This window comes from Phytohabitans sp. LJ34, from assembly GCF_052068095.1.
Taxonomy (GTDB): domain Bacteria; phylum Actinomycetota; class Actinomycetes; order Mycobacteriales; family Micromonosporaceae; genus Phytohabitans.
The window spans coordinates 91,523-116,366 of the sequence record NZ_JBQHDG010000008.1; the positions used below are offsets into that span (position 1 = coordinate 91,523).

21 protein-coding genes are annotated in these 24,844 nt (G+C 72.6%); 9 read left to right on the top strand and 12 right to left on the bottom strand.

Going from position 1 to position 24,844, the window contains the following annotated elements; translation table 11 throughout:
- The first annotated feature begins 17 nt into the window (after positions 1-17).
- Genes ACTMTJ_RS16280 through ACTMTJ_RS16305 form a run of 6 tightly spaced genes read left to right on the top strand, consistent with a single transcriptional unit; the run spans position 18 to position 8,059 of the window.
- Positions 18-1,685: an amidohydrolase gene (locus tag ACTMTJ_RS16280; protein ID WP_441217291.1), complete on the top strand. Its 1,668-nt coding sequence runs from the start codon at positions 18-20 to the stop codon at positions 1,683-1,685.
- 2 nt (positions 1,686-1,687) lie between these two features.
- Positions 1,688-2,950 carry an amino acid ABC transporter substrate-binding protein gene (locus ACTMTJ_RS16285; RefSeq protein ID WP_441217293.1) on the top strand — a complete coding sequence of 421 codons (1,263 nt, stop codon included), beginning with the start codon at positions 1,688-1,690 and terminating at the stop codon, positions 2,948-2,950.
- Positions 2,947-3,819 carry a branched-chain amino acid ABC transporter permease gene (locus ACTMTJ_RS16290; protein WP_441217295.1) on the top strand — a complete coding sequence of 291 codons (873 nt, stop codon included), beginning with the start codon at positions 2,947-2,949 and terminating at the stop codon, positions 3,817-3,819. Before ACTMTJ_RS16285 ends, ACTMTJ_RS16290 begins: the two co-directional genes overlap by 4 nt.
- Positions 3,816-5,690, top strand: coding sequence for a branched-chain amino acid ABC transporter ATP-binding protein/permease (locus ACTMTJ_RS16295; protein WP_441217297.1), 1,875 nt, complete (start codon positions 3,816-3,818; stop codon positions 5,688-5,690). Before ACTMTJ_RS16290 ends, ACTMTJ_RS16295 begins: the two co-directional genes overlap by 4 nt.
- Positions 5,683-6,387, top strand: coding sequence for an ABC transporter ATP-binding protein (locus ACTMTJ_RS16300; RefSeq protein WP_441217299.1), 705 nt, complete (start codon positions 5,683-5,685; stop codon positions 6,385-6,387). The genes ACTMTJ_RS16295 and ACTMTJ_RS16300 overlap by 8 nt, the downstream gene beginning before the upstream one ends.
- A gap of 19 nt (positions 6,388-6,406) precedes the next feature.
- Positions 6,407-8,059: an amidohydrolase gene (locus ACTMTJ_RS16305; protein ID WP_441217301.1), complete on the top strand. Its 1,653-nt coding sequence runs from the start codon at positions 6,407-6,409 to the stop codon at positions 8,057-8,059.
- Between the two features lie 4 nt (positions 8,060-8,063).
- Here ACTMTJ_RS16305 and ACTMTJ_RS16310 read toward each other — a convergent pair whose 3' ends face one another.
- The 11 genes from ACTMTJ_RS16310 to ACTMTJ_RS16360 all read right to left on the bottom strand — a co-directional run bounded on the left by ACTMTJ_RS16310 (position 8,064) and on the right by ACTMTJ_RS16360 (position 19,483).
- Positions 8,064-9,155: a class F sortase gene (locus ACTMTJ_RS16310; protein WP_441217303.1), complete on the bottom strand. Its 1,092-nt coding sequence runs from the start codon at positions 9,153-9,155 to the stop codon at positions 8,064-8,066.
- A gap of 56 nt (positions 9,156-9,211) precedes the next feature.
- Entirely contained in the window at positions 9,212-9,718 is a 507-nt protein-coding gene (locus ACTMTJ_RS16315) for a hypothetical protein (RefSeq protein WP_441217305.1), read from the bottom strand.
- Between the two features lie 42 nt (positions 9,719-9,760).
- Entirely contained in the window at positions 9,761-10,603 is an 843-nt protein-coding gene (locus ACTMTJ_RS16320) for a DUF427 domain-containing protein (RefSeq protein ID WP_441217307.1), read from the bottom strand.
- A gap of 33 nt (positions 10,604-10,636) precedes the next feature.
- The gene (locus tag ACTMTJ_RS16325; protein ID WP_441217309.1) at positions 10,637-11,959 is read right to left on the bottom strand and encodes an FAD-binding oxidoreductase; all 1,323 of its coding nucleotides are present in this window, start codon (positions 11,957-11,959) and stop codon (positions 10,637-10,639) included.
- Between the two features lie 184 nt (positions 11,960-12,143).
- The gene (locus ACTMTJ_RS16330; RefSeq protein WP_441217311.1) at positions 12,144-13,376 is read right to left on the bottom strand and encodes a hypothetical protein; all 1,233 of its coding nucleotides are present in this window, start codon (positions 13,374-13,376) and stop codon (positions 12,144-12,146) included.
- Entirely contained in the window at positions 13,373-13,897 is a 525-nt protein-coding gene (locus tag ACTMTJ_RS16335) for a SigE family RNA polymerase sigma factor (protein ID WP_441217313.1), read from the bottom strand. Before ACTMTJ_RS16335 ends, ACTMTJ_RS16330 begins: the two co-directional genes overlap by 4 nt.
- Before the next feature lie 69 nt (positions 13,898-13,966).
- Positions 13,967-15,022: a LacI family DNA-binding transcriptional regulator gene (locus tag ACTMTJ_RS16340; RefSeq protein WP_441217315.1), complete on the bottom strand. Its 1,056-nt coding sequence runs from the start codon at positions 15,020-15,022 to the stop codon at positions 13,967-13,969.
- Positions 15,015-16,322, bottom strand: coding sequence for a GH1 family beta-glucosidase (locus ACTMTJ_RS16345; protein WP_441217316.1), 1,308 nt, complete (start codon positions 16,320-16,322; stop codon positions 15,015-15,017). The genes ACTMTJ_RS16340 and ACTMTJ_RS16345 overlap by 8 nt, the downstream gene beginning before the upstream one ends.
- Positions 16,319-17,221, bottom strand: coding sequence for a carbohydrate ABC transporter permease (locus ACTMTJ_RS16350; RefSeq protein ID WP_441217318.1), 903 nt, complete (start codon positions 17,219-17,221; stop codon positions 16,319-16,321). The genes ACTMTJ_RS16345 and ACTMTJ_RS16350 overlap by 4 nt, the downstream gene beginning before the upstream one ends.
- Positions 17,218-18,150 (bottom strand): carbohydrate ABC transporter permease, encoded by a 933-nt coding sequence (locus ACTMTJ_RS16355; protein WP_441217320.1) that lies wholly within the window; start codon positions 18,148-18,150, stop codon positions 17,218-17,220. Before ACTMTJ_RS16355 ends, ACTMTJ_RS16350 begins: the two co-directional genes overlap by 4 nt.
- A 1-nt stretch (position 18,151) precedes the next feature.
- A complete protein-coding gene (locus ACTMTJ_RS16360; protein WP_441217322.1) occupies positions 18,152-19,483 on the bottom strand; it encodes a sugar ABC transporter substrate-binding protein in 1,332 nt (443 codons plus the stop codon).
- 150 nt (positions 19,484-19,633) lie between these two features.
- Here ACTMTJ_RS16360 and ACTMTJ_RS16365 point away from each other — a divergent pair, with 150 nt between their 5' ends.
- Entirely contained in the window at positions 19,634-20,287 is a 654-nt protein-coding gene (locus ACTMTJ_RS16365; RefSeq protein WP_441217723.1) for a VOC family protein, read from the top strand.
- Positions 20,284-21,033, top strand: a complete 750-nt coding sequence (locus ACTMTJ_RS16370) for an SDR family oxidoreductase (protein WP_441217324.1) — start codon at positions 20,284-20,286, stop codon at positions 21,031-21,033. Before ACTMTJ_RS16365 ends, ACTMTJ_RS16370 begins: the two co-directional genes overlap by 4 nt.
- A gap of 56 nt (positions 21,034-21,089) precedes the next feature.
- On the opposite strand, the gene ACTMTJ_RS16375 is transcribed toward ACTMTJ_RS16370, so the two are convergent.
- Positions 21,090-23,969, bottom strand: a complete 2,880-nt coding sequence (locus tag ACTMTJ_RS16375) for a glycoside hydrolase family 2 TIM barrel-domain containing protein (RefSeq protein WP_441217326.1) — start codon at positions 23,967-23,969, stop codon at positions 21,090-21,092.
- A 70-nt stretch (positions 23,970-24,039) separates the two neighbouring features.
- Between ACTMTJ_RS16375 and ACTMTJ_RS16380 the strand changes: the two genes are divergently transcribed.
- Positions 24,040-24,798 carry a S1C family serine protease gene (locus ACTMTJ_RS16380; RefSeq protein ID WP_441217328.1) on the top strand — a complete coding sequence of 253 codons (759 nt, stop codon included), beginning with the start codon at positions 24,040-24,042 and terminating at the stop codon, positions 24,796-24,798.
- Positions 24,799-24,844 lie beyond the last annotated feature (46 nt).

Genomic DNA, 24,844 nt, shown 5'->3' on the forward strand with positions numbered 1-24,844 from the left:
TGAGAGGACGGTGTCCCGTGACCCAGGCTGACCAGGAAGGCGTCCCCCGAAGAACGATCTTTCGCACCGGCGCGGCGGTCGGTGCCGCCACCGCCGTCGGCGCGGTGACCCAGTCCCGGCCGGCGGCCGCGCACGGCATGCCGGCGGAGCGGGACCTGATCCTGCACAACGGCGCCATCCACACCATGAACGACCACCACGACGTGGTCCGCGCCATCGCCATCCGGGACGGCCGCGTCGCGTACACCGGAAACAGCCTCGGCGCCGCGCGCCGCGCGCTGCCGGACCACCCGCGGGTGATCGACCTGCGCGGGCGGGTGGCGATCCCGGGCATCATCGACAACCACAACCACATCGTGCTGATGGGCAACCGTCCCGGCCGCCACACCCCGCTGGAAAACGCCTACTCCGTCGCCGACGTGCAGCGGACCTACCGGGCGCGGGCGAAGGGCGTGCCGGCCGGCGAGTTCGTCACCACGATCGGCGGGTTCCACTTCAACCAGTTCCGCGAGGTGCGGCTGCCCACGCTCACCGAGCTCGACGCCGCGCTGCCCGCCCACCCGGCGTACGTCTCGGTCGGGTTCAGCGGTCCGTCGGCGACCAACACCCTCGGCAAGGCGTTCTTCGAGGCGGCCGGCGTGGTCGTCGGCGCGGACGGCGCGATCGCCGCCGGTGCCGAGACCGGCAAGGCCACCCTCGCGCTGCGCCGCACGCTCACCCCCGAGCTGCGGCGGCGGGGCACGCTCGACGCGATGGCCTACGCGGCCAGCGTCGGCGTCACCACCCATCTCGACCAGGGCGCCTTCCAATCCACGGGTACGCCGAGCGACGGCGCCGCGCACGAAGACAACTACACGATGCACCTGCCGTTTCTGGAGCTGCACGAGCAGGGGCGGGCCATCGTGCGCCTGCGGATCAACTTCCTGCACATGGACACCGACCCCGCGCTGCCGACGCTGGCCGAGCGGCTGCGCAACGCGTTCCCGTTCTTCGGCGACGACATGGTGCGCACCGGCGGGATCGGCGAGTTCATCGCCAGCGGCCTCGGCCCCAACTGGCTGGAGGCGGCCCGGCGGGTGGCCCGCGCCGGCTGGCGGGCCGAGGTGCACTCGCTCTCCCCCACCGACTTCCGCACCGAGATCGAGGGCTTCGAGGCGGTCGACGCGGAAGTGTCCATCAGGGACCTCCGGTGGGTCGTGGCGCACGTCCCGTTCATCACACCGGACTATGTGGACCGGCTCAAGGCGCTCGGCGGCGGCCTCAGCCTCACCGGCTGGCGCTACCTGGCCGGCACCGGCACCGCCGCGGGCCCGCCGTTCCGCATGATCGTCGACAACGGCATCCACGCGGGCATGAGCTCGGACGGCATGCAGATCGCCCCGATGAACCCGTTCGTCCACGCCTACTACGCGGTCACCGGCCGCAACGCGCTCGGCGCCGTCGTCAACGACGGCCAGCAGATCACCCGCCGCGAGGTGCTCGACCTCTACACCCGGGACAACACCTGGTTTCTCGGCAAGGCCGACGAAGACCAGCTCGGCGTGCTGGAGACCGGCCGGCTCGGCGACGTCGTGGTGCTCGACCGCGACTACTTCCGTGTACCCGAGGACGAGATCCGCCACGTGCGGTCCGAGCTGACCGTGGTCGGCGGGTCCATCGTGCATGCCACCGGGAAGGTGCGTTGAACATGTTCAAGAAGGGAATGATCGCCGCGGCCGCCTTGCTCCTCGTGGCCGCCGCGGCCTGCGAGTCCAAGTCGCCCTCCGACGACGCGGGCGGCGCGCCGGCGGCGAGCGGTGACCCGATCGTCGTCGGCTCCACGCTCTCGCTCAGCGGCGCGTTCGCCGCCACCGGCGCCATCCACAAGATCGCCGGCGAGCTGTACGTGGAGCGGCTCAACGCCGCCGGTGGCCTGCTCGGCCGCCCGGTGCGATGGGTGGTGCGGGACGACGAGTCCGACCAGGCCAAGGTGAGCACGCTCTACGAGCAGCTGATCAGCCAGGACAAGGTGGACCTGATCATCGGCCCGTACGCCACGCCCAACATCCTGAGTGCGATGGCCGTGGCCGCCCGCCACAAGTACACGATGCCCCAGCACACGGCCGTCATCGCGCCGCTGCTGACCTACGAGTGCCAGTTTCCGGCCTGGTCTATCGGCCCGGCGCCGAACGAGTTCGTACCCAACCAGCTCTTCGAGGCGACCGCCAGCCTCGCCAGCCCGCCGAAGCGGATCGCGATCCTCACCAACCAGAACGGTTCGACGGACTTCGTCTCGTACGGCTCCAAGGACAACAAGACCGGCGCCGTCTCCATCACCAAACAGAAGGGCCTCGACCTGGTGCTGGAGGTGCGGTACCCGCCGACGACCACCGACTGGGCGCCGATCGCGGCCCGGGTGCGCGACGCCAAGCCGGACCTGGTCGTCAACAACGGGCTCGGCGTCGACCCGGTCAACCTGCTCCAGGCGATGGCGCAGCTCAACTACAAACCGCCGATGATGTTCAGCCTCTTCCCGGCGCCCGGACCGCCGCTCGGCCTCGGCGCGACCTCGGACGGGCTGCTGTCGGTGAGCATCTTCGAGCCGAACAAGGCCACATTGGACAAGCTCGGCGGCGACGCGACGACGATCGTGAACGAGTTCAAGGCCCGTGCCACGACGGCCAAGCTGCCGTACACGGTCTTCGAGACGCAAGCCGCCGCCTCCTGGAACGCCTGGGAGATCCTCACCTCGGCGGTCAAGGGCGCCGGCGACACCGACCAGACGAAGATGTGCGAGGCGCTGCACGCGAAGGGTGCCGACACGACGTTCAGCGGCCACCTGGCGTTCGACCCGGCGCAGAACAACTTCTGGCCGACCACCCAGACCATCAAGCAGATCCAGAACGGTGACTGGGTGACCGTGTGGCCCGCCGACCGGGCGGCCGCTCAGCTCCGCGGCCCCACACCATGACCACGATCCAAGCCGCGCTGAGCGGGATCCTGCTGGGCGGGCTGTACGCGTTGATGGCCGCCGGCGTCTCGGTGACCTGGGGCGTGCTGCGCATCATCAACCTGGCCCACTTCGGCATGATCCTGCTCGGCGCGTACCTCACGTTCGAGCTCGCCACCGCGTGGCGGGTCAACCCGCTCGTCACGCTGGTGGTGAGCGTGCCGGCGATGTTCGTGCTCGGCGGCGCGCTCCAGTGGGCCTTCGACTACCTGCGCGTCTCCGAGCTCAACTCGCTGCTGATCACCTTCGGCCTGCTCATCGTGGTCGTGCAGTCGGTCAGCAACCTGTGGAGCGCTGACTTCCAGCGGATGGCGGCGGAGGTAAACCCGTACGCGACCGAGTCGCTGCGGTTGGGGCGCTTCGTCTTCCCGGTGCCGACGCTGCTGGCGTTCGCGATCGCGGTGCTCGTCATTGGCGGCGCGCACCTCGTGCTGCGACGCACGTTCGTCGGGCGGGCGTTGCGCGCGTACGCCGAGGACCGGCCGATCGCCGCCGCGTTCGGGATCGACCACCGGAGGATCGGGGTACTCCTCGCCGCCGTCACCGGAGCCACGGCGGCGGTGGCCGGGATGCTCTTCTCGCTCGGCAACTCCCTGACCCCGTCGACCGCGTTCGAGTGGTTCGGCACGGTGTTCGCGGTGGTTATCCTCGGCGGCATCGGGCACCTCGTCGGCACGCTCGCCGCCGGTGTACTCGTCGGGCTGCTCTCCAGCGTCGTGTCGGTCGTGCTCTCCCCGGCGACGGCGCCGTTCGTGCTCTTCTCCGCGATCGTCCTCGCGCTGATCCTGCGGCCGCAGGGCCTCTTCACGATGGCGGGAGCCCACCGGTGAGCCGCCGTTTCGCCGTCGGCTTTCCGCTCGTGGTGGCGGCGCTGGCCTGCCTGTCGCTGTACCGGGTGACGCTCGGCTTCCCGCTCTTCTACCTCGCGCTGCTCACCCTCATGCTCTTCTGGGTCACGCAGGCGACGAGCTGGAACATCCTGTCCGGCTACAGTGGATACTTCAGCTTCGGCCAGGCGGCGTACGTGGGCATCGGCGCGTACAGCACCGCCGTCCTCTTCGGACGCCACGGGGTCAGCTTCTACGTGACGATCCTCGTGGCCGCCTGCCTGAGCGCGTTGCTGGCGCTCGCGATCGGGGCCATCGCGTTCCGGCTGCGGTCGCTGCGCGGGGAGATCTTCGCGCTGCTCACGCTCGCCGTGCCGTTCATCCTCGCGTCGCTCGCCCGGATCAACTCGGACATCGACGGCGGGCAGGGCATCATCGTGTCGGTGCCGCCCTTCCCCGAAGGGCTCGGGCTCTTCCAGGACTTCCTGTACCTGCTCAACCTGCTCGTCGCCGCGCTCGCGGTGCTCGTCGCGTACCTGATGCGGCAATCCCGCTTCGGCTGGGCGCTCGCCTCGGTGCGCGACGCCGAAGACGTGGCCGAGGGCTTGGGCGTGCCCACGTTCCGGTACAAGATGCTGGCGCTGCTGGCCAGTGCCGTCATCGGTGGCGTAGGCGGCAGCCTCTTCGCGCTCCAGATCGGCTTCGTCGCGGTGGACAGCGTCTTCCACCTCACCGTGCCGCTCTTCGTCATCGTGATGAGCGTCCTGGGGGGACGGACACACTGGTTCGGCCCGGTCGTGGGGGTGGCGCTCGTCGTGCTGCTCCAGGACCGGCTCACCGCCTCCGGGCTCGGCGAGTGGCAGCTCATCGTGCTCGGCGCGATCCTCGTCGTGCTGGTGGTGCTCGCCCCCGAGGGCGTGTACGCGAGGCTCCGCGCCCGCCCCCTGCTGGCGCTCGGGACGGCCGTGGTGGTGACCGCGGCGGTCTGGCTGCCGGGCGAGCCGCTCGACGCGATCCTGGCCGGCCTGCTGGCGGCGACGGTGGTGGCGCTGCTTCCGATCCGTCGCGCGTCCCCGCCTCCCGCTCCGGCCGCCGAGCCGGCATCGCCCGTCCCAGCGGTGTTGTCGGAGCCCCCGGAGATCGGCGACGTCCTCGTCGAATGCCGGAACGTGGCCCGCTACTTCGGCGGTGTCCGCGCCCTCGAAGACGTCTCGCTCACCGTGCGGGAGGGCGAAATCGTCGGGCTCGTCGGGCCGAACGGCTCCGGAAAGACCACCCTCGTCAGCATCCTCTCCGGCACCCTCCGCCCCACCCGGGGCAGCGTCCACATCGCCGGGAACGACCTCGCCAAGCTGCCGCCGCACCGGGTCGCCCACGCGGGTGTCGCCCGCACGTACCAGATCCCCCGCCCGTTCACCTCGATGACCGTGCGGGACAACGTCGCGATGGCCATCATGTTCGGCCGCTCCCCGCGCTCCCTCGCGACCGCCCGGCGGGACGCCGCCGGCCCGCTCGACGTCGTCGGCCTCGGTCACCTGGCCGGCGCGTACCCGGACAAGCTCAACCTCCACCAGCGCCAGCTGCTGGAGATCGCCCGCGCCCTGGCCGCCGACCCGAAGGTGCTCCTGCTCGACGAGGCGCTCGCCGGACTCAACCCCGCCGAGATCGACAACGCGGTCGAGGTGATCCGCCGCGTGCACCGCTCCGGCGTCTCCATCGTGATCGTCGAACACCTCCTGCGGGTGGTGAACCAGCTCGCCACCCGCGTCGTCGTCCTCGACCGGGGCACCCGCCTCGCCGACGGCGACCCGCGCGAGGTGCTCGCCGACCCGGCCGTCGTCCGGGCCTACCTGGGGAAGCGTGCCCATGCTTGAGATCCGCGACCTGGACGCCTTCTACGGCGACGCGCAGGCGCTGTGGGGCGTCACGATGGACGTCCACGATGGAGAGACCGTCGCGGTGCTCGGCACCAACGGCGCCGGCAAGTCCACACTCGTCAACGCGGTCGCCGGGCTGCACGCCAAGCGCCGCGGCACGATCGCGGTGGGCGGCACCGGCATCGCCCACCTGCCCGCGCACAAGGTCTGCGCGCACGGCGTCGCCGTCGTGCCCGAGGGCCGTCGGGTCTTCCCGGCCATGTCCGTCTACGACAACCTCTGCCTCGGCGCGTACCGCCGCGCCGCCCGCGCCGGGTACCGCCAGAGCCTCGACCGGGTCTACGACGTCTTTCCCCGGCTGCGACAGCGCACCGGCCAGCTCGCCGGCAGCCTGAGCGGCGGCGAGCAGCAGATGCTGGCGATCGGGCGGGCCCTGATGGCCAAGCCAACGCTGCTGCTGCTCGACGAGCCGTCGCTCGGGCTGGCCCCGGTGATGACCGACGAGGTGTTCGAGGCGATCGAAGCCGTCAACGCCCAGGGGGTGAGCGTGCTGCTCGTCGAGCAGGACGTCGACCGCGCCCTGGAGGCCGCCGGCCGCGGCTACCTGCTCGCCGAGGGGCGGGTGGCCGGCAGCGGCACCTCGGCCGAGCTGCGCGCCAGCGACACCGTCCAGCGCAGCGTGCTGGGCATCTGACCACTAAGGAGCGTTCACAATGCACAGAGACGGTGATACCGCCATGCCCGGACTCGGCCGGAGAAACCTGTTGAAGACCGGCGCCGCGGTCGGCGTGGCCGGCGTGGTCGCGACTCCCGCAGCCGCCTCGGCGCACGGCTCGCCCGACCGCACGGCACTCGTCAACGGACGCATCCACACGATGGACAAGCGCGACTCGGTCGTCGACGCGGTGCTCGTCGAGGACGGCGCCTTCGCCGCGGTCGGGCGGGGTGTCCCGCGCGGTGGGCCCGGCCTGAAGGTGATCGACCTGCGCGGCCGCACGGTCGTGCCGGGCATCATCGAGGGCCACGTCCATATCGTCAGCCTGGCCAACCGCCCCGGCTACCACGTCGTCATCGAAAACGCCCGCGACATCGCCGAGATCCAGCAGATGCTCGCCAAGCGGCGGCGCGGCGTGCCGCCCGGCGAGTTCGTCACCGCGATGGGCGGCTGGCACCCCAACATGTTCGCCGAACGCCGGGTGCCCACGCTCGCCGAGCTCGACGAGGCCGTACCCGACCGGCCGGTGCTGCTGTTCCAGAGCTTCAGCGGGCCGGCGCGGACGAACAGCCTCGGCAAGGCGTTCCTGGAGACCGCGTCGATCCCCGTCGTGGTCGCCGCGGACGGCACGATCGCGGCCGGTGCCCAGTCCACCACCGCGCTGTACCACCTGCGGGTGCGGCAGACGTTCGAGGACAAGAAGCGAAGCACCCGGGACGCGATGGCGTACTCGGCCAGCGTCGGCCTCACCGCCTCGCTCGACCAGGTGCTCTTCCCCTCGCCCGGCCCGCTCACCCCGACGCAGAGCCTGTCCAACCTGGACCACTACCGCATGTACGACCCGTGGCTGGCCGTGCACGCCGACGGCGACGCGATCGTGCGGCTACAGACCAACTTCCTGCACAACCAGAACGACATCGCCCTGCCCGAGCTGAAGGAGCGGCTGCGCAACGTCTTCCCGCTGTTCGGCGACGACATGCTGATGACCGGCGCGATCGGTGAGTGGGGCGCGCCCGGCGACGGCTCCGGCGCGGCGTGGCTGGAGGCGCAGCGGGTCATCGCGCAGGCCGGGTGGCGCAACACGAACCGGGCGCTCAGCCTCGCCCAGTTCGAAAACATCGTGGCGGCGTACGAGGCGGTCGACGCCGAGTTCGGCATCAAGGACCTGCGCTGGACCGTCCACCATGTACCGTTTGTGACCCGGGACCTCCTGGCCCGGCTGGCCGCGCTCGGCGGCAGCGTGCAGGTCGGCACGTTCCGCTACCCGAGCGGCACGGCGGGTGCCAGCGGCTCGCCGTTCCGCTCCATCCTGGACAGTGGCATCCCGCACGCCGGCATCCACATGGACGGCGTGCACATCGCGCCGCTCAACCCGTTCTTCGGCCTGTACTTCGCGGTCACCGGCCGCAACGCGCTCGGCGACCAGATCAACGAGGCCGAGCGGATCACCCGGGTCGAGGCGCTGCGGATGTTCACGGCGAACAACGCCTGGCACCTCAACATGGAAGACAAGATCGGCTCGATCGAGCAGGGCAAGCTCGCCGACCTTGTGGTGCTCGACCGCGACTACTTCTCGGTGCCGGAGGAGGACGTCAAGCGCATCCGCCCCGTGCTCACGATGGTGGGAGGCAAGGTGGTGTACCAGCGCTGACGCCTCAGCGTGCCTTCACCAGAGAGGCGAACACGACGACGTTGTCGGCGTAGCCGGTGGTGCCGCCCACCCACCGGCCGCCGCAGGTGATGAGGCGCAGCGCGGGGCGGCTGAAGTCGCCGAACACCTGGTCGGCGGGGAGGTTGTCGCGGTCGAAGCGCTTGACGGAGTTCACCTCGAAGACCGCGACCGAACCGTCCGCGCGGGTGACCTCGACGCGGTTGCCGGGCCGCAGGCGCGACAGCTTGTGGAAGACCGACGGCCCGGTGCCGCTGTCGACGTGGCCGACGATCACCGCCGGGCCGTACTCGCCGGGGGTGGGCCCCTTGTCGTACCAGCCCGCCTCGTCGAACCGGCCGCCGGTGGGTACGTCGATGGCGCCGCTCGGCGTGTTCCCGACCCGGTGCACCTGGGCGTCAATCCGGACGGACCTGGCCCGGATGCTCACCGGCAGGCTGCGGTCGAGCACCGGGAAGTCGCGCGGCGCGGGCCAGAAGCGGGCGGGCGGCCCGTCCGGCAGCACGTCGACGCCGGTGAGGCGCTCGAAGGCGAAGCCCGTGACGGTCAGCAGCATGAGCGCGGCGACCAGCGAGAACACGAGGCGCAGCCCCCAGTCGGGCCCGCCGATCCGCCGGGCCGCGCTCCGCAACGGCCGGCGGCGGCGAGCGAAGGCAGGCGCGGGCGCCGCAGGTGGCGCGGGTGCGGGCTCCGGGGCGGCGTGTCTCCCCGCACCCTCCACTCGCGACACCGCGACGGCCGCGCCCGGCGCGGCGTGCCTGGGGCCGCGTTCAGCCCGGCGACCGGGCGCCGGGCGCTCCCCGGCAGGCGCCGTCCGCCGCCCCTCCGCGCGGTCAGGGACCGGCGACTTCACCGTGCGGTCACGGACCGGCGACTTCACCGTGCGGTCAGGGACCGGCGACTTCACCGTCCGCTCGGGGACCGGCGGCTTCTCCGGTCGCTCGGGGACCGGCGGCTTCTCCGGTCGCTCGCGGACCGGCGGCTTCTGCGTCCGCTGCCCGCCGGCGGGTGTCCCGGCCGGCGCCGAGCCCAGGCTGGCGCGAGCCGCCTCGCGGCCGATCCCGACAGCCGCGCTCACGACGGCCTCGGCGCCCGGCCACCGCCGGTCGTCGCTTCCGGCCACGCGCGGCCGGCTCAGCCGCCGGATCCGGCGCGCCGACCGCGCACGATCAGCGCGACCCCGGCGCCCACCGCGACAACGCCCAGGCCGCCGGTCAGGACGAACGGGCTGACGCCACCGCCGGCGGTACCCCCGGCGCCGGTGGCCGGACCACGGGTGGCCTTGCTCATGTTGACGACGGTGACCGTGGTGTTGGCGGTGACGTTGTTGGGGCAGTTCAGGACGACGTCGTAGGTGTTCGGCGGCTTGCGGTCGGGCACCGTCGCGGTGCCGGTGAGCAGGCCGTTGTCCGGCCGCACCGAGACCTGGCCGAACGCGTCCGAGCGCACCCGCGCCTGCCGGTCGTTGCCGTCGCAGCTGGCCTGGATGTGCACCTGGTCGCCGGCCTGCACGGTGCTCGGCGTCACCTCCACGAAAACCTCGGTGCCGCGGGCGGCGGCCGCGGAAAGCGCCGGGGTGCCGATCATCGCCGCGGCGGTGGCGGCGACGAAGAGCGTACGAGCGACGAATCTGTGGCTCATCGCGTGCGGTTTCCCGCCCGCCAGGGGCACAAACGGCCGCGGTCAGAGATCACCCTCGAACGTCTTGTCGCGCCACCAGTCGGGGTCGGCCCACGGGCCGCCGGGGCGCTCCTCGCGCGCCCCGGCGAGATCCACGTCGACGCGCTCGTTGAAGAACGCCACCCGGTCCCTGGTGAGCGCGGCGTCGTGGCGGGGCTCGCGGTACGTCCACGCCAGGTTGACGTGCGGGGTGTCGCCGACCACCACCGACCAGTAGGACGCCTCGCCCTTGTACGCGCACCGCGACGCGTAGTCGCTCGGCTCCAGCTCGACGCGCACGTCCGCGCGCGGGAAGTACCACCGGGGCACCAGGCCGGTCTCGTAGACGACCACCGCCCGCTCGCTCTCGGCCAGCGTCACCCCGTCGAGGCTGACCCGCACGTGGCGGGACGACGGGAGCGCGTCCACGCGGTGGTACGGGTCGCGGATGTGCGCGAGCGCCGGCATGTCCTCCTCGTACCACTGGTCCATCGCCCGCCAGTACAGGGCGATGTGGCCGGCGAGGCGCGCGGCCTCGGCCGGCGGCGACGGGTAGGCGAGCGCGGCCCGCTCGACGAGCCGGTCGCCCAGCCGCAGGTCCCACACCTGGCTCTCGCCGAGGGCCGCGGAGGGCACGCCGGCCGGGCCGGAGACGAACAGGTCGGTGCGCACGTCGGAGGGCGGGAAGAAGCACCGTGGCAGCCGCCCGGGCTCGTGCACGAGCTGGCCGCGCGTGGAGTCGACGATCGTCTCGCCGTCGAGGACGCCGCGCATGCGCCGCGGGTAGGGGTCGATCAGCACCATGCCGGGTGCGAACACGCCGGCCGGCGCGTGGCCGAACGGGCCGCTCCCCATCGTCAGTGACATCGGTCCAGCGTGGCACGGCACCCGCCCCGCGCGTCAGCTCTTCGGCGATGGAAGTGGTGTCGCGGTGAAGACACCGCCGGGGTCGTAGCGGGCCTTCACCTCGGCCAGGCGGGCGGCGTTGGCGCCGTAGGCGTGCGCTATCTGGTCATGGTCGTCGGGGCGGAGCAGGTTGGGGTAGCCGCCGGGCAGCGCCGCCGGCGCCAGCGCCGACGACACCTCGTCGGCCCACGCCCGGTGCGGCTCTCCGGGCCCGGGCTCCCACACCGCGCCGATCTCCACCATCAGGTGGTCGCGGCGGTTGCCGAACGCGGTGGCGTCTTCGGGTACCCGCGCGGCCGCGCCGTGGAAGTGGTGGACGACGACGCCGGACAGCGGCGAGGTGCGGCGCTCCCCCGCCGCGACGAGCGCGCCGACGACATCCGGCGTGAGCCCGGGGACGCCGCGGGTGCGCATGGCGTGGTGCCGGCCGCCGGCGGCGTACGGCTCGAACCGGGCGAGCAGCTCCGGATAGGTCACCGCCGCGACGGTGGACTCCAGCGGCGTGCCGAGGCGCAGCAGCTCGGCAAGTGCCGCCTGGCCGGCGCTCTCGTCGCCGCACCAGACCGGGGCGAGGAAGACGGCCGGGCCGGGGGCGCCCGCGACTCCACTGGGGACGGTCAGCTCGTCGGGCGCGGCCGGCAGGTGGTCGTCCAGGCGGGACAGCAGGCCGGCGGCGTCCTCCCACGGGTAGACCGCGAAGCCGGCGAGCAGCCGGGCCGCCGGGTGCAGCCGGATCCGCATCGCGGTGACCACGCCGAAGTTGCCGCCCCCGCCGCGCAGCGCCCAGAGCAGGTCGGCGCCGGCCGTCACCACGCGCCCGCCGGCGAGCACGACCTCGGCGCCGAGCAGGTTGTCGGCGGCCAGCCCGAAGCGGCCGGCCAGCGGCCCGTACCCGCCGCCGAGGGTGAGGCCGGCCATGCCCACGCCGCCGACGGTGCCGGCCGCGGCGACCAGGCCGTGCGGTGCGGCCGCGCCGATCACGTCGCCGACGGTCGCGCCACCCTCCACTGTGGCGACGCGCGCGGCGGCGTCCACAGTGACCCGCCGCATGGCGCCGAGGTCGACGACGAGCCCGCCGTCGCGCACCGCCCGGCCGAGCCAGTCGTGCCCGCCGCCGCGCACCGACAGGGGCAGCCCGTGCTCCCCCGCGGCCTCGACGGCGACGGCCACCTCGGCGGTGGACCGGGGGCGCACGACGACGACCGGCCGGTGCTCGACCGCGGAGTTCCACACCCGGCTGGCCGCCTCGAACGCGGGGCCGGACGCCAGCACCCGCTCCGGGCCGAGCCGAGCCGAGATGTCGCGGACCGCGTCCATGGGCCTAGACCCTAGAAGGCGAAGGCCGGCCGGCGGAACCACGGCCTGGATGAGGCTCGGGTCACCCGGCCGGTCGCGAGTTTCGGCCCGCCGGCCGGCCAGCCCTCGGTGGCGCCCACTGGACGCCGCGAACAGCGTCCAGCGGGGATGTAGACACCTGATAGACATCGGGCGGATGCCCTGGTCAGCGGGTGTAGCCGCGGGGTCGCAGGTCGCCGACCCGGTCGCCGGCGCGGGTGACGACCGTCAGCTCCCCGGTCCGGGTGTCCAGCAGCTCAAGCTCCACCGATCCGGACAGCATCTCGTGCACCAGCAGGACGCCTTCCGGCGCGACCGCCACCGAGTCGCGCTTGTCGTAGGCGGCGTCCGTCCAGCCGAGGGGCGGTTCGCTCGGGGTACCCGAGGTCTGCGTGCCGGCGCTGGGGTCGACCGACGGCGGCCCGCCCACCGGGCCGCGGAACACCGGGTCGGGTAGCTCGAACCGGCGCAGCACCGTGCCGTTGCCGGGGTCCAGCATCAGCAGGTCGTCGGGGACCAGGGCGGTCCGGCCGTCCCCTCCGGACAGCAACGCCCAGGCCCGCATGAGGACGTTGGCGCCGTCGGCCAGCGCCTGGGCGGCCACCGGCTGCGGGTTGAGCCCCTCGTTCGGCCGCATCGCCCCGGCGAGCCGCAGCGGGACCGACCGCGCACCACCGGACGGGTGTTCCGCGCTCAGCGACGTCGTACCGGCGTGCCAGAGCAGAACCTCTCCGGAATCCAGCACGGCCAGCATCGACCTCTCCACGGGCTGCGCACGCGACGAAGTGCTCTGCCCGGTGGTCAGGTCGATCAGGCGCATCATGCTCCTTTCGGCGGGCGGCACGAGCGTTTCGCCGAGCGCGAGCCACCTGCCGTTCGACGACCACCGCCAGGAGAGCTGCCTCCCATCGGTCGCGGCAACCTGCCGCTGGCCGCCGTCACGCAGGTCCTGGATCACCAGCAGGTCATCCGATCCCAGCAGGAGCCAGCGCCCGTCCGGGGAGAGCGACAGCGCGCGCCGGTCGTCGCGGTCCGGGACGGTGTACCGCCGCCCGTCCGACGTCAACAGGATCGTGCCCGCCTGGCCCTGTACCCGGTAGAGCAGCGAGCCCGGCCCCACCCGCCGGTCCGGGCCGAGGACGGGCGGAGGCTGGGCGGGCGGCGCCACCACCTCCGGTAGCCACGGCACCGGGCCCGCGACCAGCGACGGCTCGCCGCCGGAGGGCCGGAGCGGCACCCAGATGCCCACCGCCAGCAGCGCCACCGCGGCCACCGCCGCCAGCGGCGCGTACCGGTGGAGCCGCTCACGCCGGTGGGCCGCGCGCACCGCGCGTTCGGTCACGTCGTAGGTCCTGGCCTGGTCGGCCACGTCCTCCAGAAGCCCCCGCAAACCGTTCATCCCCGAACCTCCGTCGATTGGTCGAGCAGCTCGGCAAGCTCCGGTGCCACGGCACGGAGCCGGCCGAGCGCGTGGTGGGTCTGGCTCTTGACGGCACCGACCGAGCAGCCGAGAATCGCCGCGGCCTCCGCCGCCGTGCGGTCCTCGAAGAACCGCAGCACGATCGTCGCCCGCTGCCGCGGTGTGAGCCGGACCAATGCCCGGCGCAGCATCATCTGGCGCAGCACGGACTCCGACTCGTCCACAGTGGACGCATGCTCGGGCGGAGCGTCGGTGACCACCTCGCCGCCCCGGCCACGCCGGCGCCACGCGCTGATCCGCTCGTTGTAGAGGATCCGCCGCACGTAGGCGTCCGGATCAGCCGTCTCCCGCACCTGCCGCCACCGCAGCGCCACCTTCATCAAGGTGCTCTGCACGAGGTCTTCCGCCCCGTGGTGGTCGCCGGCGAGCAGGTACGCGATCCGGGAAAGCGTCGTCAGCCTGGCGCGCGCGAACTCCTGGAAACCATCCCCGTCCTCCACCCGTGTCCTCCGATGTCAGCGAGCCCTGTCACAGGAGTACACGCCGCGGCGGCCGGAAAGGTCAGAAGCTCAGGCGGACTCGCGCCGGACCAGCTCGGTGGGGAGGAGTCGGGACGACGCCGGCTCGCGGCGGACGAGGCGGAGCAGCACGTCGACCATGTCGGCGGCGACGCGCTCCAGCGGCTGGCGGATCGTGGTCAGCGGCGGGTCGGTCTCGCGGGCGATCCGGGAGTCGTCGAAGCCGCCGACCGCCACGTCGTCCGGGACCCGGCGGCCGGCGCGGCGCAGCTCGGCGAGGGCACCGGCGGCGAGCAGGTCGGACGCGGCGAACACGGCGTCGACGTCGGGGCTCTCGGCGAGCAGCTCGCGCATCGCGGCCGCGCCGGCGGCGAAGCTGTAGTCGGAGGTGTGCACGACCAGGCGCTTGAGGGCCTTGCGGCCGAGCACGTCGCGGTATCCCTGTAGCCGCTCGGGGCCGCCGACCACCTGCGGGCAGGCGATCATGCCGATCCGCTTGCGGCCCTGTGCGACGAGGTGGCGGGTCATCTGGCGGGCACCCTCGGCGTCCTCGGCCGCCACGTACGGGATCGCGGCCTCGGCCCCGCCGGGCTTGCCGCAGGCCACGGCGGGCACGACGCCGGTGGCCAGGTCGGCGATCAGCGGGTCGCCGGAGTGCGCGGAGATCAGCAGCACCCCGTCGACGTGGCCGCCGCGCACGTACCGCAGCACCCGGTCACGCTCGGCGTCGCTGGACTCCAGCATCAGGATCAGGCTGATGTCGTGCTCGGCGAGCGCCTGGGTGCAGCAGCGCAGCAGCACGCTGAAGTTGGGGTCTTCGAAGAGCCGCTCCTGCGGCTCGGACAGCACGAACGCCACCGCGTTGGACTGCTTGGTGACCAGGCTGCGGGCGCTCTGGTTGACCGTGTACCCGGTGGTGCGCACGGCCCGCTCGACCGCCTTGAGCGCGGCCGGGCTGACGTAGCGGGCGCCGTTGAGCACCCGGGAGACGGTGCCCCGGGAGACGCCGGCGATCTCCGCCACGTCATCGATCGTCGGCCCGCGGCGCATCGCCCGCCGCGCCGCGCCGCGCGACTTGGGGTGTGGCTGCGCCATCTCGCTACTCATCGGACTCAGTTTTCCACGTGAGCTCCGGCCCGGGTTGCGGCACCGCGCCGGTGCGGGCCACCTGTCCGTACCAATGGGCACTTGTCTTGGGTCGTCTGGTCTGGTCGGCGTGGTCGACGTGGACGATGCCGAAGCGCTTCGAGTAGCCCTCGGCCCACTCGAAGTTGTCCAGCAGCGTCCACAGGAAGTAGCCGCGCACGTCGACGCCGGCCTCGATCGCCTCGTGCAGGGCGAGCAGGTGCGCGTGCAGGTAGGCCACCCGCAGCGGGTCGTCGACCCACCCGTCCGGGCCGACCTCGTCGTCGTAGGCGGCGCCGTTCTCGGTGATGTAGACCGGCGGCAGGTCGGGGTAGGTGTCGCGCAGGCCGACGAGCAGGTCACGCAGGCCGGACGGGACCACCGGCCACCCCACGGCCGTCACCGGAAGCTCGGGCGGCACCCTCGGGACGTAGAGGGGCCGGTAGTAGTTGACGCCGAGGTAGTCGATCGGCGCGCTGATCAGGTCGAGGTCGCCGGCGTGGACAAGATCATCCGGAAGGCGGGACTCGCCGCGCAGGATCGGCTCCAGAAACATCCCGTGGTTGTCGTAGTCGTACGCCTCGGCGTCCGCCCTACTCCCCCCGTAAGGCACCACCGGGCTGAGGTCGAGGGTGACGCCGACCTCCCCGCTCCCGCTCAGCACCGACAGGCCCAGCCCGTGCGCGAGCAGCAGGTGGTGGGCGGCCCTGTCGCGCAGCGCCCGGTCGCGGATGCCGGGGGCGTGGATGCCCTCGCCGTACCCGGCGTGGCTGGCCACCTTCGGCTCGTTGAGCGTGGCCCAGTGGTCGACCACGTCGCCGAGCGCGTCCCGCACGATCGCCGCGTAGTCCGCGAACCGGTAGGCGGTGTCGCGTGCGGGCCAGCCGCCCCGGTCCTCCAGCGCCTGCGGCAGGTCCCAGTGGTAGAGCGTCAGGTACGGGACGATGCCCCGCTCCAGCAGCCCGTCGACGAGCCGGCGGTAGTGGTCGAGGCCCTTCTGGTTGGCCGGGCCGGCGCCGTCCGGCTGCACGCGGGGCCAGGCGACGGAGAAGCGGTACGCGCCCAGCCCCAGCGACGCCATCAGCGCCACGTCCTCCGGCCACCGCCGGTAGTGGTCGCACGCCACGTCGCCGGTGTCGCCGCCGGCGATCGCGCCCGGCACCCGGCAGAACGTGTCCCAGATGGACGGTCCGCGCCCGTCCTCGGCGACCGCGCCCTCCACCTGGTACGCGGCCGTGGCCGTGCCCCAGACGAAACCGGTCGGGAAACGCACCGACGTCATCCCTTCACTCCCCCGCTGACCAGGTCGAGCCGCCAGTACCGCTGGAGGAACAGGAACAGCGCGACCAGCGGCAGCACGGACAGGAGAACACCCATGACCACCAGCGAGTACAGGGCCGGCTGGCTGGCGCCCTGGTTGAGCATCGTGAAGAGGCCGACGGTCATCGGGAAGCGGCCATCGTCCGAGATCATGATGTACGGCAGCAGGAAGTTGTTCCAGATCGCGACGAACTGGAGGAGCAGCAGCGTCACCATGCCCGGGATCATCGGCGGCAGCCCGACCTTCCAGGCCAGCCGGTACTCGCCGGCACCGTCGATCCGGCCGGCCTCCAGCATGTCGTCGGAGACCACCGAGGCGGCGTAGATCCGGGACAGGTAGATGCCGTACGGGCTGATGATGCTCGGCAGCAGCACCGACCAGTACGAGTTGACCAGGTCGAGCTCGGACATCAGCAGGTACTGCGGCACGGCGAGCGTGATCTGCGGGACGAGCACGCCGGCGAGGATCGTCATGAAGATCAGCTCGCGGCCGACGAAGTCGTACTTGGCCAGCGCGTACCCGGCGATCGTCGAGACGCCCACCGACAGCACCGAGCCGACGCCGGCGTAGAGCAGGCTGTTGAGCGCCCACTTGAGGAACACGCCGTCGCGGAAGTCGAGCAGGTGGGTGACGTTGTACTGGAACCCGCCGTGGAAGCTCGGCCAGAACGAGAACGTGCTGAACAGCTCGCTCGGCCCCTTGGTGGCCGCGACCGCGACCCAGACCACGGGCACGAGGCAGTACAGCGCGCCGAGCAGCAGCAGGGCCGTCGGCACCCACCGGGTGCGCTTGTCGGCCCCGCGGTGGCGCTGGGCGGGCCGGGTGTCCGCCGCCGCCCGGGGCGCGGTGAGCGTCGTCATCGGTCCCTCCCGAAGGCGCGCCGCTGGAGCAGCGTGAGCATCGCGACCGACACGACGAGCGTGCCGAGCGCGAGCACCACCGAGGCGGCCGCGGCGCTGTAGAGGTCCGCGTTGACGAACGCGTCCCGGTAGATCGTCATCAGCGGTACCCAGGTCTGCGAGACGGTGTCGGTGAGGGGTAGCAGCGTCGCCGGCTCGGTGTAGACCTGGAGCGTGGAGATCATCGCGAAGATGCCGGTCATGATGACGGCCGGCATGATCAGCGGCACCTTCACCCGGAGCGCGATCTGGACCTCGTTGGCGCCGTCGATGCGGGCCGCGTCGTACATCTCCCCCGGCAGGCCGCGCAGCGCGGTGAAGAGCACGATCATGTTGAACCCGACACCGCCCCACACGCCGATGTTGGCGACCGAGAAGAGCACCGAGCCGGCCGCGAGGAAGTCCGGCGCGGGAAGCCCGACCGCCTCGAACGCGTCCCGGATCGGGCTCACGTTGGGCAGGTAGAGAAAGCCCCACAGCAGCGACGCGATCACGCCGGGCACCGCGTACGGCAGGAAGATACCGATCCGGGAGAACGTCGCGAAGCGCACCCGCGGTGTGTCCAGCAGCAGCGCGAATAGCAGGGCGAGGCCGAGCATCGAGGGCACGACTATCAGGCCGTAGAGCAGCATGCGCAGCAGGCCGTCGACGTACGCGGAGTCGCTGAGCACGCTCGCGTAGTTTTCGAGGCCGACGAACGTCTCCTCGCGGATCCCCAACCCGCCGCCGGTCACCCTCGCCGCGCGCAGGCTCAGCCACACCGTGTACCCGATGGGGACGAGCAGGAACAGCACGAGCAGGACGATCGCCGGGGCCAGGAGCACGTACGGGGTCGGGCCGCCGCGCCGGCGGGGCCGGCGGCGGCGGACCGTGGCGGCCGGGGCTACCACCTCAGGCCTCCTTGACCTCGAAGCCCTGCTTCTTGAGGTCGGCGACGGACGCGGCCTGGATGGCGTCGACGGCGGCGGCGAAGTCCGTCTTGCCCTGGATCGCCTTGGCGAAGATGTCGTTGTACTGGCTGTAGGTCACGTTGACGTTCGGCGCCCAGTTGAAGCCCCGCGCGGTCTTCGCGATCTCGGCGGCCTCGGCGAAGAAGTCCGGCTGGTTGGGCATCATCGCCGGCGCCTTGCTCAGCTGGGTGCTCGACTGGCCCTTGGTCGCGGCCGGGTAGATGCCGCCCGCGGAGATCAGCGTGTCGAGCGCCTCCTGGTCGGTGTTGAGCCAGGTGACGAACTTCTCCGCCTGCGCCCGCTGCTTCGACTTGCTGGAGATGGCCGTCGCCGAGCCGCCCCAGTAGCCGGTCGCCGGGGTGGCGTCCCACTGCGGCATCGGCACCATGCGCCACTTGCCCTTGGTGCTCGGCGCCACGCCCTCCAGCACGCCGGCGCCCCAGATCGCGCTCGGCCAGGCCATCAGCGTGCCGTCGGTCATCGCCTTGTTCCACTCCGGGGTGTACATCGGCTTGCCGGACAGGATGCCCTCGTTGACGAGCTGGCCCCAGAAGGTGGCCACCTTCTTGGTCGCCTCGTCGTTGATCCGCACGGTCCAGGTGCCGTTGTCGTTGACCCACCAGTTGGCGCCGGCCTGCTCGGCGAGCCCGGCGAACCAGCCCGGGTCGCCGGAGGAGAACGTCGCGAGGTAGCGCTTGGCGTCCTTCTGCCGCACCTGTCGCGCGACACCGGCGAACTCGTCCCACGTCTTCGGCACCGTGAGACCCATCTGCTGGAAGAGGTCCTCGCGGTAGTAGAGCATCATCGGCCCGACGTCCTGCGGTATGCCGTACGTCTTGCCGCCGAACGAGGTCAGCGCCCACGTCCCGTCGGTGAACTCGCCCTTGATGCCGGTGGCCATCGAGGTGAGGTCGGCGGCGACGCCGTTGGTGATGAGCACCGGCAGCGCCTGGTACTCGGCGTGGATCAGGTCGGGCGCGTTGCCGGCGCGGTGCGCGGTGAGCGTCTTGGTGATCAGCTCCTCGCCCTGTGCCTGGTTGCTGACCGTGACCTTCTGCGTGGGGTTCTTGGCGTTCCAGATGTCGACGACCTTCTGGATGTTGGTGGTCCAGGTCCAGAACGTGAGGTTGGCCGGTGCGTTGGGGTCGCCGGCCGCTTGGCTCGCCGGCTCTTCGTCGTCGGTACACGCGCCGAGGAAAGTGGGCAGGGCGGCGGCCGCGCCGAGGGTCGCGATGCCCTTTAGCAAGCCGCGCCGGTGGATGTGCTGAGTCATGGGGGTGCCCTCCTGAGTTCACTACTCTGTGAGCGTTCACAGAATCTGCGCGCCGTCGCGCGCCTGTCAAGGGCTCGTTGCGGAATTGTTTCCAGTGCGCCGCTAGCGGTTGTGCCTCTGTGAGCGGTCACGGTAGGGTGCCCGTTTGTGATGTTGCGGCTCGGCTCGCGCGACCTCGAACGGTCTGCGGCCTTCTATCGCGACCTGCTCGGCTTCGACGAGGTGACGTCGGCGCCGCGCACGCGGTGCTTCGCGGCCGGGGCGGTGCGCGTCCTGGTCACCGACGTCGGGCCGGGCGGCGACCTCGGCGGCTGGGTCAACGACGACCTCCAGGGCGGCATCCGCCACTTCGGCATGAAGGTCGGCGACATCGACGCCCGCGTCCGCGACCTCGCGGCGGCCGGCGTCACCGTGCTGTCGCCCCCCGCCGACGTGCTCGGCGACGTGCGGATCGCGTTCTTCCTCGACCCGGACGGGGCACGCCTCGAGTTCGTCCAGGGCAACCTGAGCTACCAGCACGTGTACGCGCCGGACCTGGCCGCCGCGCAGACCCTCGTCGCGCCCGGCGAGCGGCCGCGCTTCGACCACGTGGCGGTGACCGTCGACGACCTGCCGGCCGCGCTCGACACGTTCGGCTACCCGGTGATCGGCGAGATCCGCCACCACGACGACCCGCGCGGCTTCCTGATGACCTACCTCCAGGCCGGGCCGGCGGTGCTGGAGGTGTTCAGCTTCGACGTGCCGGTGCGGCCACGCCCGCTGGAGGTCGACGGGGTGCTCGGCTTCCAGGGAGTCGCCGCATGAGGGTCGTGGTGACCGGGTCGTCCGACGGGATCGGTGCGGAGATCGCCAGGGTGCTCGACGGGCGGGGCCACGAGGTGGTCCGGCACGCCCGCGACGAGGCGAAGGCGGCCCGGCTGCGCGACGCCGGCGCGGGCGAGGTGGTGGTCGGCGACCTCGCATCACTCGCCTCCACCCGGGCGATGGCCGCTTCGCTGTGCGCCGGTGCCCCGTTCGACGTGGTGGTGCACAACGCCGGCTGGCTCCCGCCCGAAGGCCCGCGGCCGGTGACGGCGGACGGGCTGGAGCGCACATTCCAGGTCAACGCGCTCTCCGCCTACCTGCTCACCGCGCTGCTGCCGCTGCCGTCGCGACTCGTCTACGTCAGCTCCGACTCGATCGCGCGCGGGCGGATCGACCTCGACGACCTCCAGCACGAGACACAGTGGACGGCCGACAGCGCCTACGCCGACTCGAAGCTCGCGATGACCGCGATCGCGTTCGCCGTCGCCCGCCGCTACCCGGCCGTGCGGTGCAACGCCGTCCACCCCGGCTGGATCCGCACGAAGATGAGCGGCGTCGCCGCCCCGCTCGACGTCTCCGCCGGCGCCGACACCCCGGTCTGGCTGTCCACAAGGGACGACCCACCGACGGGCATGTTCTTCCACGACCGCCGGGTGGTCCGCCTCAACGAGCAGGCCTACGACACCGCGGTGCAGGACGCCCTGCTGGCCGCCTGCGCGACCCTGACCGGCACCCCGCTCCCCTGAGAGTCGGCCAGGGAGTCGCCGGGCGCGCCGCTCCACCGACTCCCTGGTCGACATCGTCAGATCACCCGCAGCTCCAGGTCCAGCCGGGCCGGAGCGGCCGGCAGCAGGTAGGGCGGGAGGACGCCGGGACCGCAGGAGGCGGAGCCGATGCCGTTGTGGCCGGCGTCCAGCGTCAGCCAGGTGCGACCGTCCGGGACAAGGTCGGTCGGGTGCGCGGCCCGGTCCAGCGCCTCCGCGGTCCACGGCCGCACCGTGAGGCCGAACCGGGTCCGGCCCTCCACCCGCACGCCGCCGCCCTGCCCGGCCGTCACGGTCGCCCACCGGACGTCCGCGCGGCGGCCGTTCTCCTGCGGGAACACGTAGGGCGTCTGTAGGTCGGTGACCGTCCGGAACCACCGGCTCGTGCGGGTGGCCAGGCCGGTGTCCGGGTACGCCTCGCCCGGACCCCGGCCGAACCACTCCACCTGGTCGAGCTCGCCGGGCAGCGCGAACAGCACGCCGAGCGTCGGCAGCGGCCCGGGCAGATGCCCGTCGAGGTCGACGTCGACGACCAAGCCGAGGCGGTCGTCGGCGAGGGCGCTCCACGTGTACGTGGCGAGCAGCCCGCCGTCGGACGAGGCCGGGGCGACCCGGACGCGCACCACCGCGCCGGTGCCGGTGACGGTCACCTCGTCAAGGCGGTGGGTGAGGCGGTCGTAGCCGGCGCGGCGCCAGAGCGGTTCGAGGGCCTCGCCGTGCGGCGCGCGGTCGTTGTCGGTGGGCGCCCGCCAGACTTGCAGGCGCGGACCGTCGACGTCCCACCCGCCGAGGCGTACGAGGCGCCCGGTCCGCTCGTCCAGCACGCCCGGCCCGACGTGTACCCGGGCGCCGTCGCGCCGCACCGGGACCGGGGTGGCCGGCGGCGCGGCCGGGCGGCGGACGCCCACCGGCAGCTGGGTAGCGGCGACCTCGTGGCCGGCCTTGGCCCACGGCTCGTCGGCGGCGAGCACGGCCTGCACGGTCAGGTGCGCCTCGCCCTCGGTGGCCGGCAGGGCGGGCAGGTCGACCCGCACGCTCTCGCCGGCCGGCACGTCGCCCACCTCGAGCGCGCCCCGCGCGACCACCTCGCCGTCGTCTTCCAGCACCCACCGGAAGTCCAGGTCGGACAGTCCGCTGTGGATACGTCCGTTGTGGACGGCCAGGCCGCCGTCGCCGGTGGGGGTGAGCCGCACCGGTTCGAAGACCTTCTTCACATCCAGCAGGCCGGGCGACGGCGTGCGGTCCGGGAAGAGCAGCCCGTCGGCGACGAAGTTGCCGTCGTGCAGCAGCTCGCCGAAGTCGCCGCCGTACGCGAAGTACTCGCGCCCGTCCGCCGTACGCGCGCGCAGCCCGTGGTCGATCCACTCCCACACGAAGCCGCCCTGAAGGCGCGGGTACGTCTCGTACAGCCGCTGGTACTCGGCGAGCCCGCCCGGACCGTTGCCCATCGCGTGCGCGTACTCGATGTGGACGAACGGCATCCGGCGCCGCCGCGCGTCCAGCGCGGGGTCGTCGAGCGGCGCCTCCTCGCCGCGGCCGATCGCCTCGACCTCGGCGACGTTCAGGTACATGCGGCTGTACACGTCGACGTCGCGGCCGGTCCAGTCGCGCTCGTAGATCAGCGGGCGGCTGGGGTCGCGGTGCCGGGCCCAGCGGGCCATCGCGGCGAGGTTGCGGCCGCTGCCGCTCTCGTTGCCGAGCGACCAGAGCACGACGCTGGGGTGGTTCTTGTCGCGCTCGACGGTGCGCCGCATCCGGTCGACGAGCGCCGCCTCCCAGCGCGTGTCGTCGGCCGGGTTGCCCCGCCATTCCACGTCGCCGTAGCCGTGGGTCTCCAGGTCGCATTCGTCGACGACGTAGAGGCCGTACTCGTCGCACAGCTCCAGGAAGCGCGGGTGCGGCGGGTAGTGGCTCGTGCGCACCGCGTTGACGTTGTGCTGCTTCATGAGGCGCACGTCGTCGAGCATGTCCTCCTCGGTGACGGCGCGGCCGCGGTCGGGGTGGAACTCGTGGCGGTTGACGCCGCGGAAGAGCACGCGGCGGCCGTTCACGGTGATGACGCCGTCCTCGACGCGGATGGTGCGGAAGCCGATCCGCAGGCGCACGGTCTCGGTGGCCGTGCTGACCGTCGCGTCGTACAGGCGGGGGCGCTCGGCCGACCACGGCTCGACCGACGCCAGCGGCACGGTCTCGCCGGCGGCCACGTCGACGCCGAGCTCGGGGACGCGCACCCGGGCGTCCGGGGCGCTGGCGGCGACGGTCAGCGTGCCGGCGCCGGTCACGTGGTCGTACTCGGCGCGCACGTCGACGTCGTCGATCCCGCCGTCGGGACGGGCGACGAGGTCGACGCCGCGGAAGATGCCGGAAAGCCACCACATGTCCTGGTCTTCCAGGTAGCTGCCCGCGCTCCATTGCACGACGCGTACCGCGATAACGTTGTCACCGTCCGGCCGCAGGGCCTCCGTGGCGTCGAACTCCGTGGTCAGCCGGCTGCCGCTGGTGCGGCCGAGCTCGACGCCGTTGAGCCACACCCGGGCGGCGGAGTCGGCGCCGGCGAGGCGGAGCAGCGTGCTCCCGGGCGGCCAGCCGGCCGGGAGGCGAAACGTGTGCCGGTAGTCACCGGTCGGGTTTTCGTCGGGCACGTGCGGCGGGTCGAGCGGAAAGGGGTAGGTGACGTTCGTGTACGCCGGGGCGCCGTATCCGTGCAGCTGCCAGTGCGACGGCACCGGCAGGCTGTCCCAGCCCGCGTCGTCGAACGCCGGCCCGGTGAAGTCCAGCGGCCCGTCGGCGCGCTCTGCGTACCGGAAGCGCCACTGCCCGTCGAGCGGCAGCCGCGGGGCGTCGCTGTCGAGCCAGGCGCGGGCGGGCCGGGCGGTCGGTGGCGGGGCGAAGGATTCGTACCAGAGGCGTTCGCTCATGGCGGCAACCATACTGTGAGCGCTCACAGCAGGCTAGCCTGTGTGACTCCTCCACCGTTATCGTGTTGTGATGCGCCGCTGGACCGTACTCTGGGCGGCCGCGGTCGTGGCGCTCCTGCTACTCGCGGTCGCGCTGGTCCGATGGGGCCCCGGCGGCGGCGAGCCCGCCGCCGAGCCGACACCCTCGCCCGAGCCGACCGCCGTCGAGGCGCTCACCCCCGCCGAGGTCTACGAGGCGGTGGCCCCCTCGGTGGTCATCGTCGAGCGGCTCGCCGCGGGTAACCAGGTCGCCGGCACCGGCACCGGCGTCGTGGCCAGCGACACCGGCGTCATCCTCACCGCGCTGCACGTGGTCAAGGGCGGCGCGGTGCGGGTCACGTTCGCCGACGGCACGCGCTCGGCGGCGACCGTCGAGGCGAGCGACCCGGCCAACGACATCGCCGCGCTCGCGGTCACCGGCCTGCCCCAGGTGCTCGTGCCCGCCACGATCGGCAACTCGGGGCGCCTCGCGATCGGCGACACGGTCGTCGCGATCGGCAACCAGCTCGGCATGACCAGCAGCGCGACCGCGGGCGTGGTCTCCGGGCTCGACCGCGCCGCGGCCGGCGACGACGGCACCCGGCTGGGCGGCCTCATCCAGTTCGACGCCGCGGTCAACCCGGGCAGCTCGGGCGGCCCGCTGGTCAACACCCGCGGCGAGACGGTCGGCATCGTCGTCGCCCTGGCCAACCCGACCAAGGCCGGCACGTTCATCGGCATCGGCTTCGCGGTGCCGATCGGCACCGCCCTCGGCGGCGGCCCCGGCAGCAGCAACGGCCCACAGCGATAGGACACAGGATGAGCGGGAGTTGCGAGGCCACGGGCCTCGACCACGA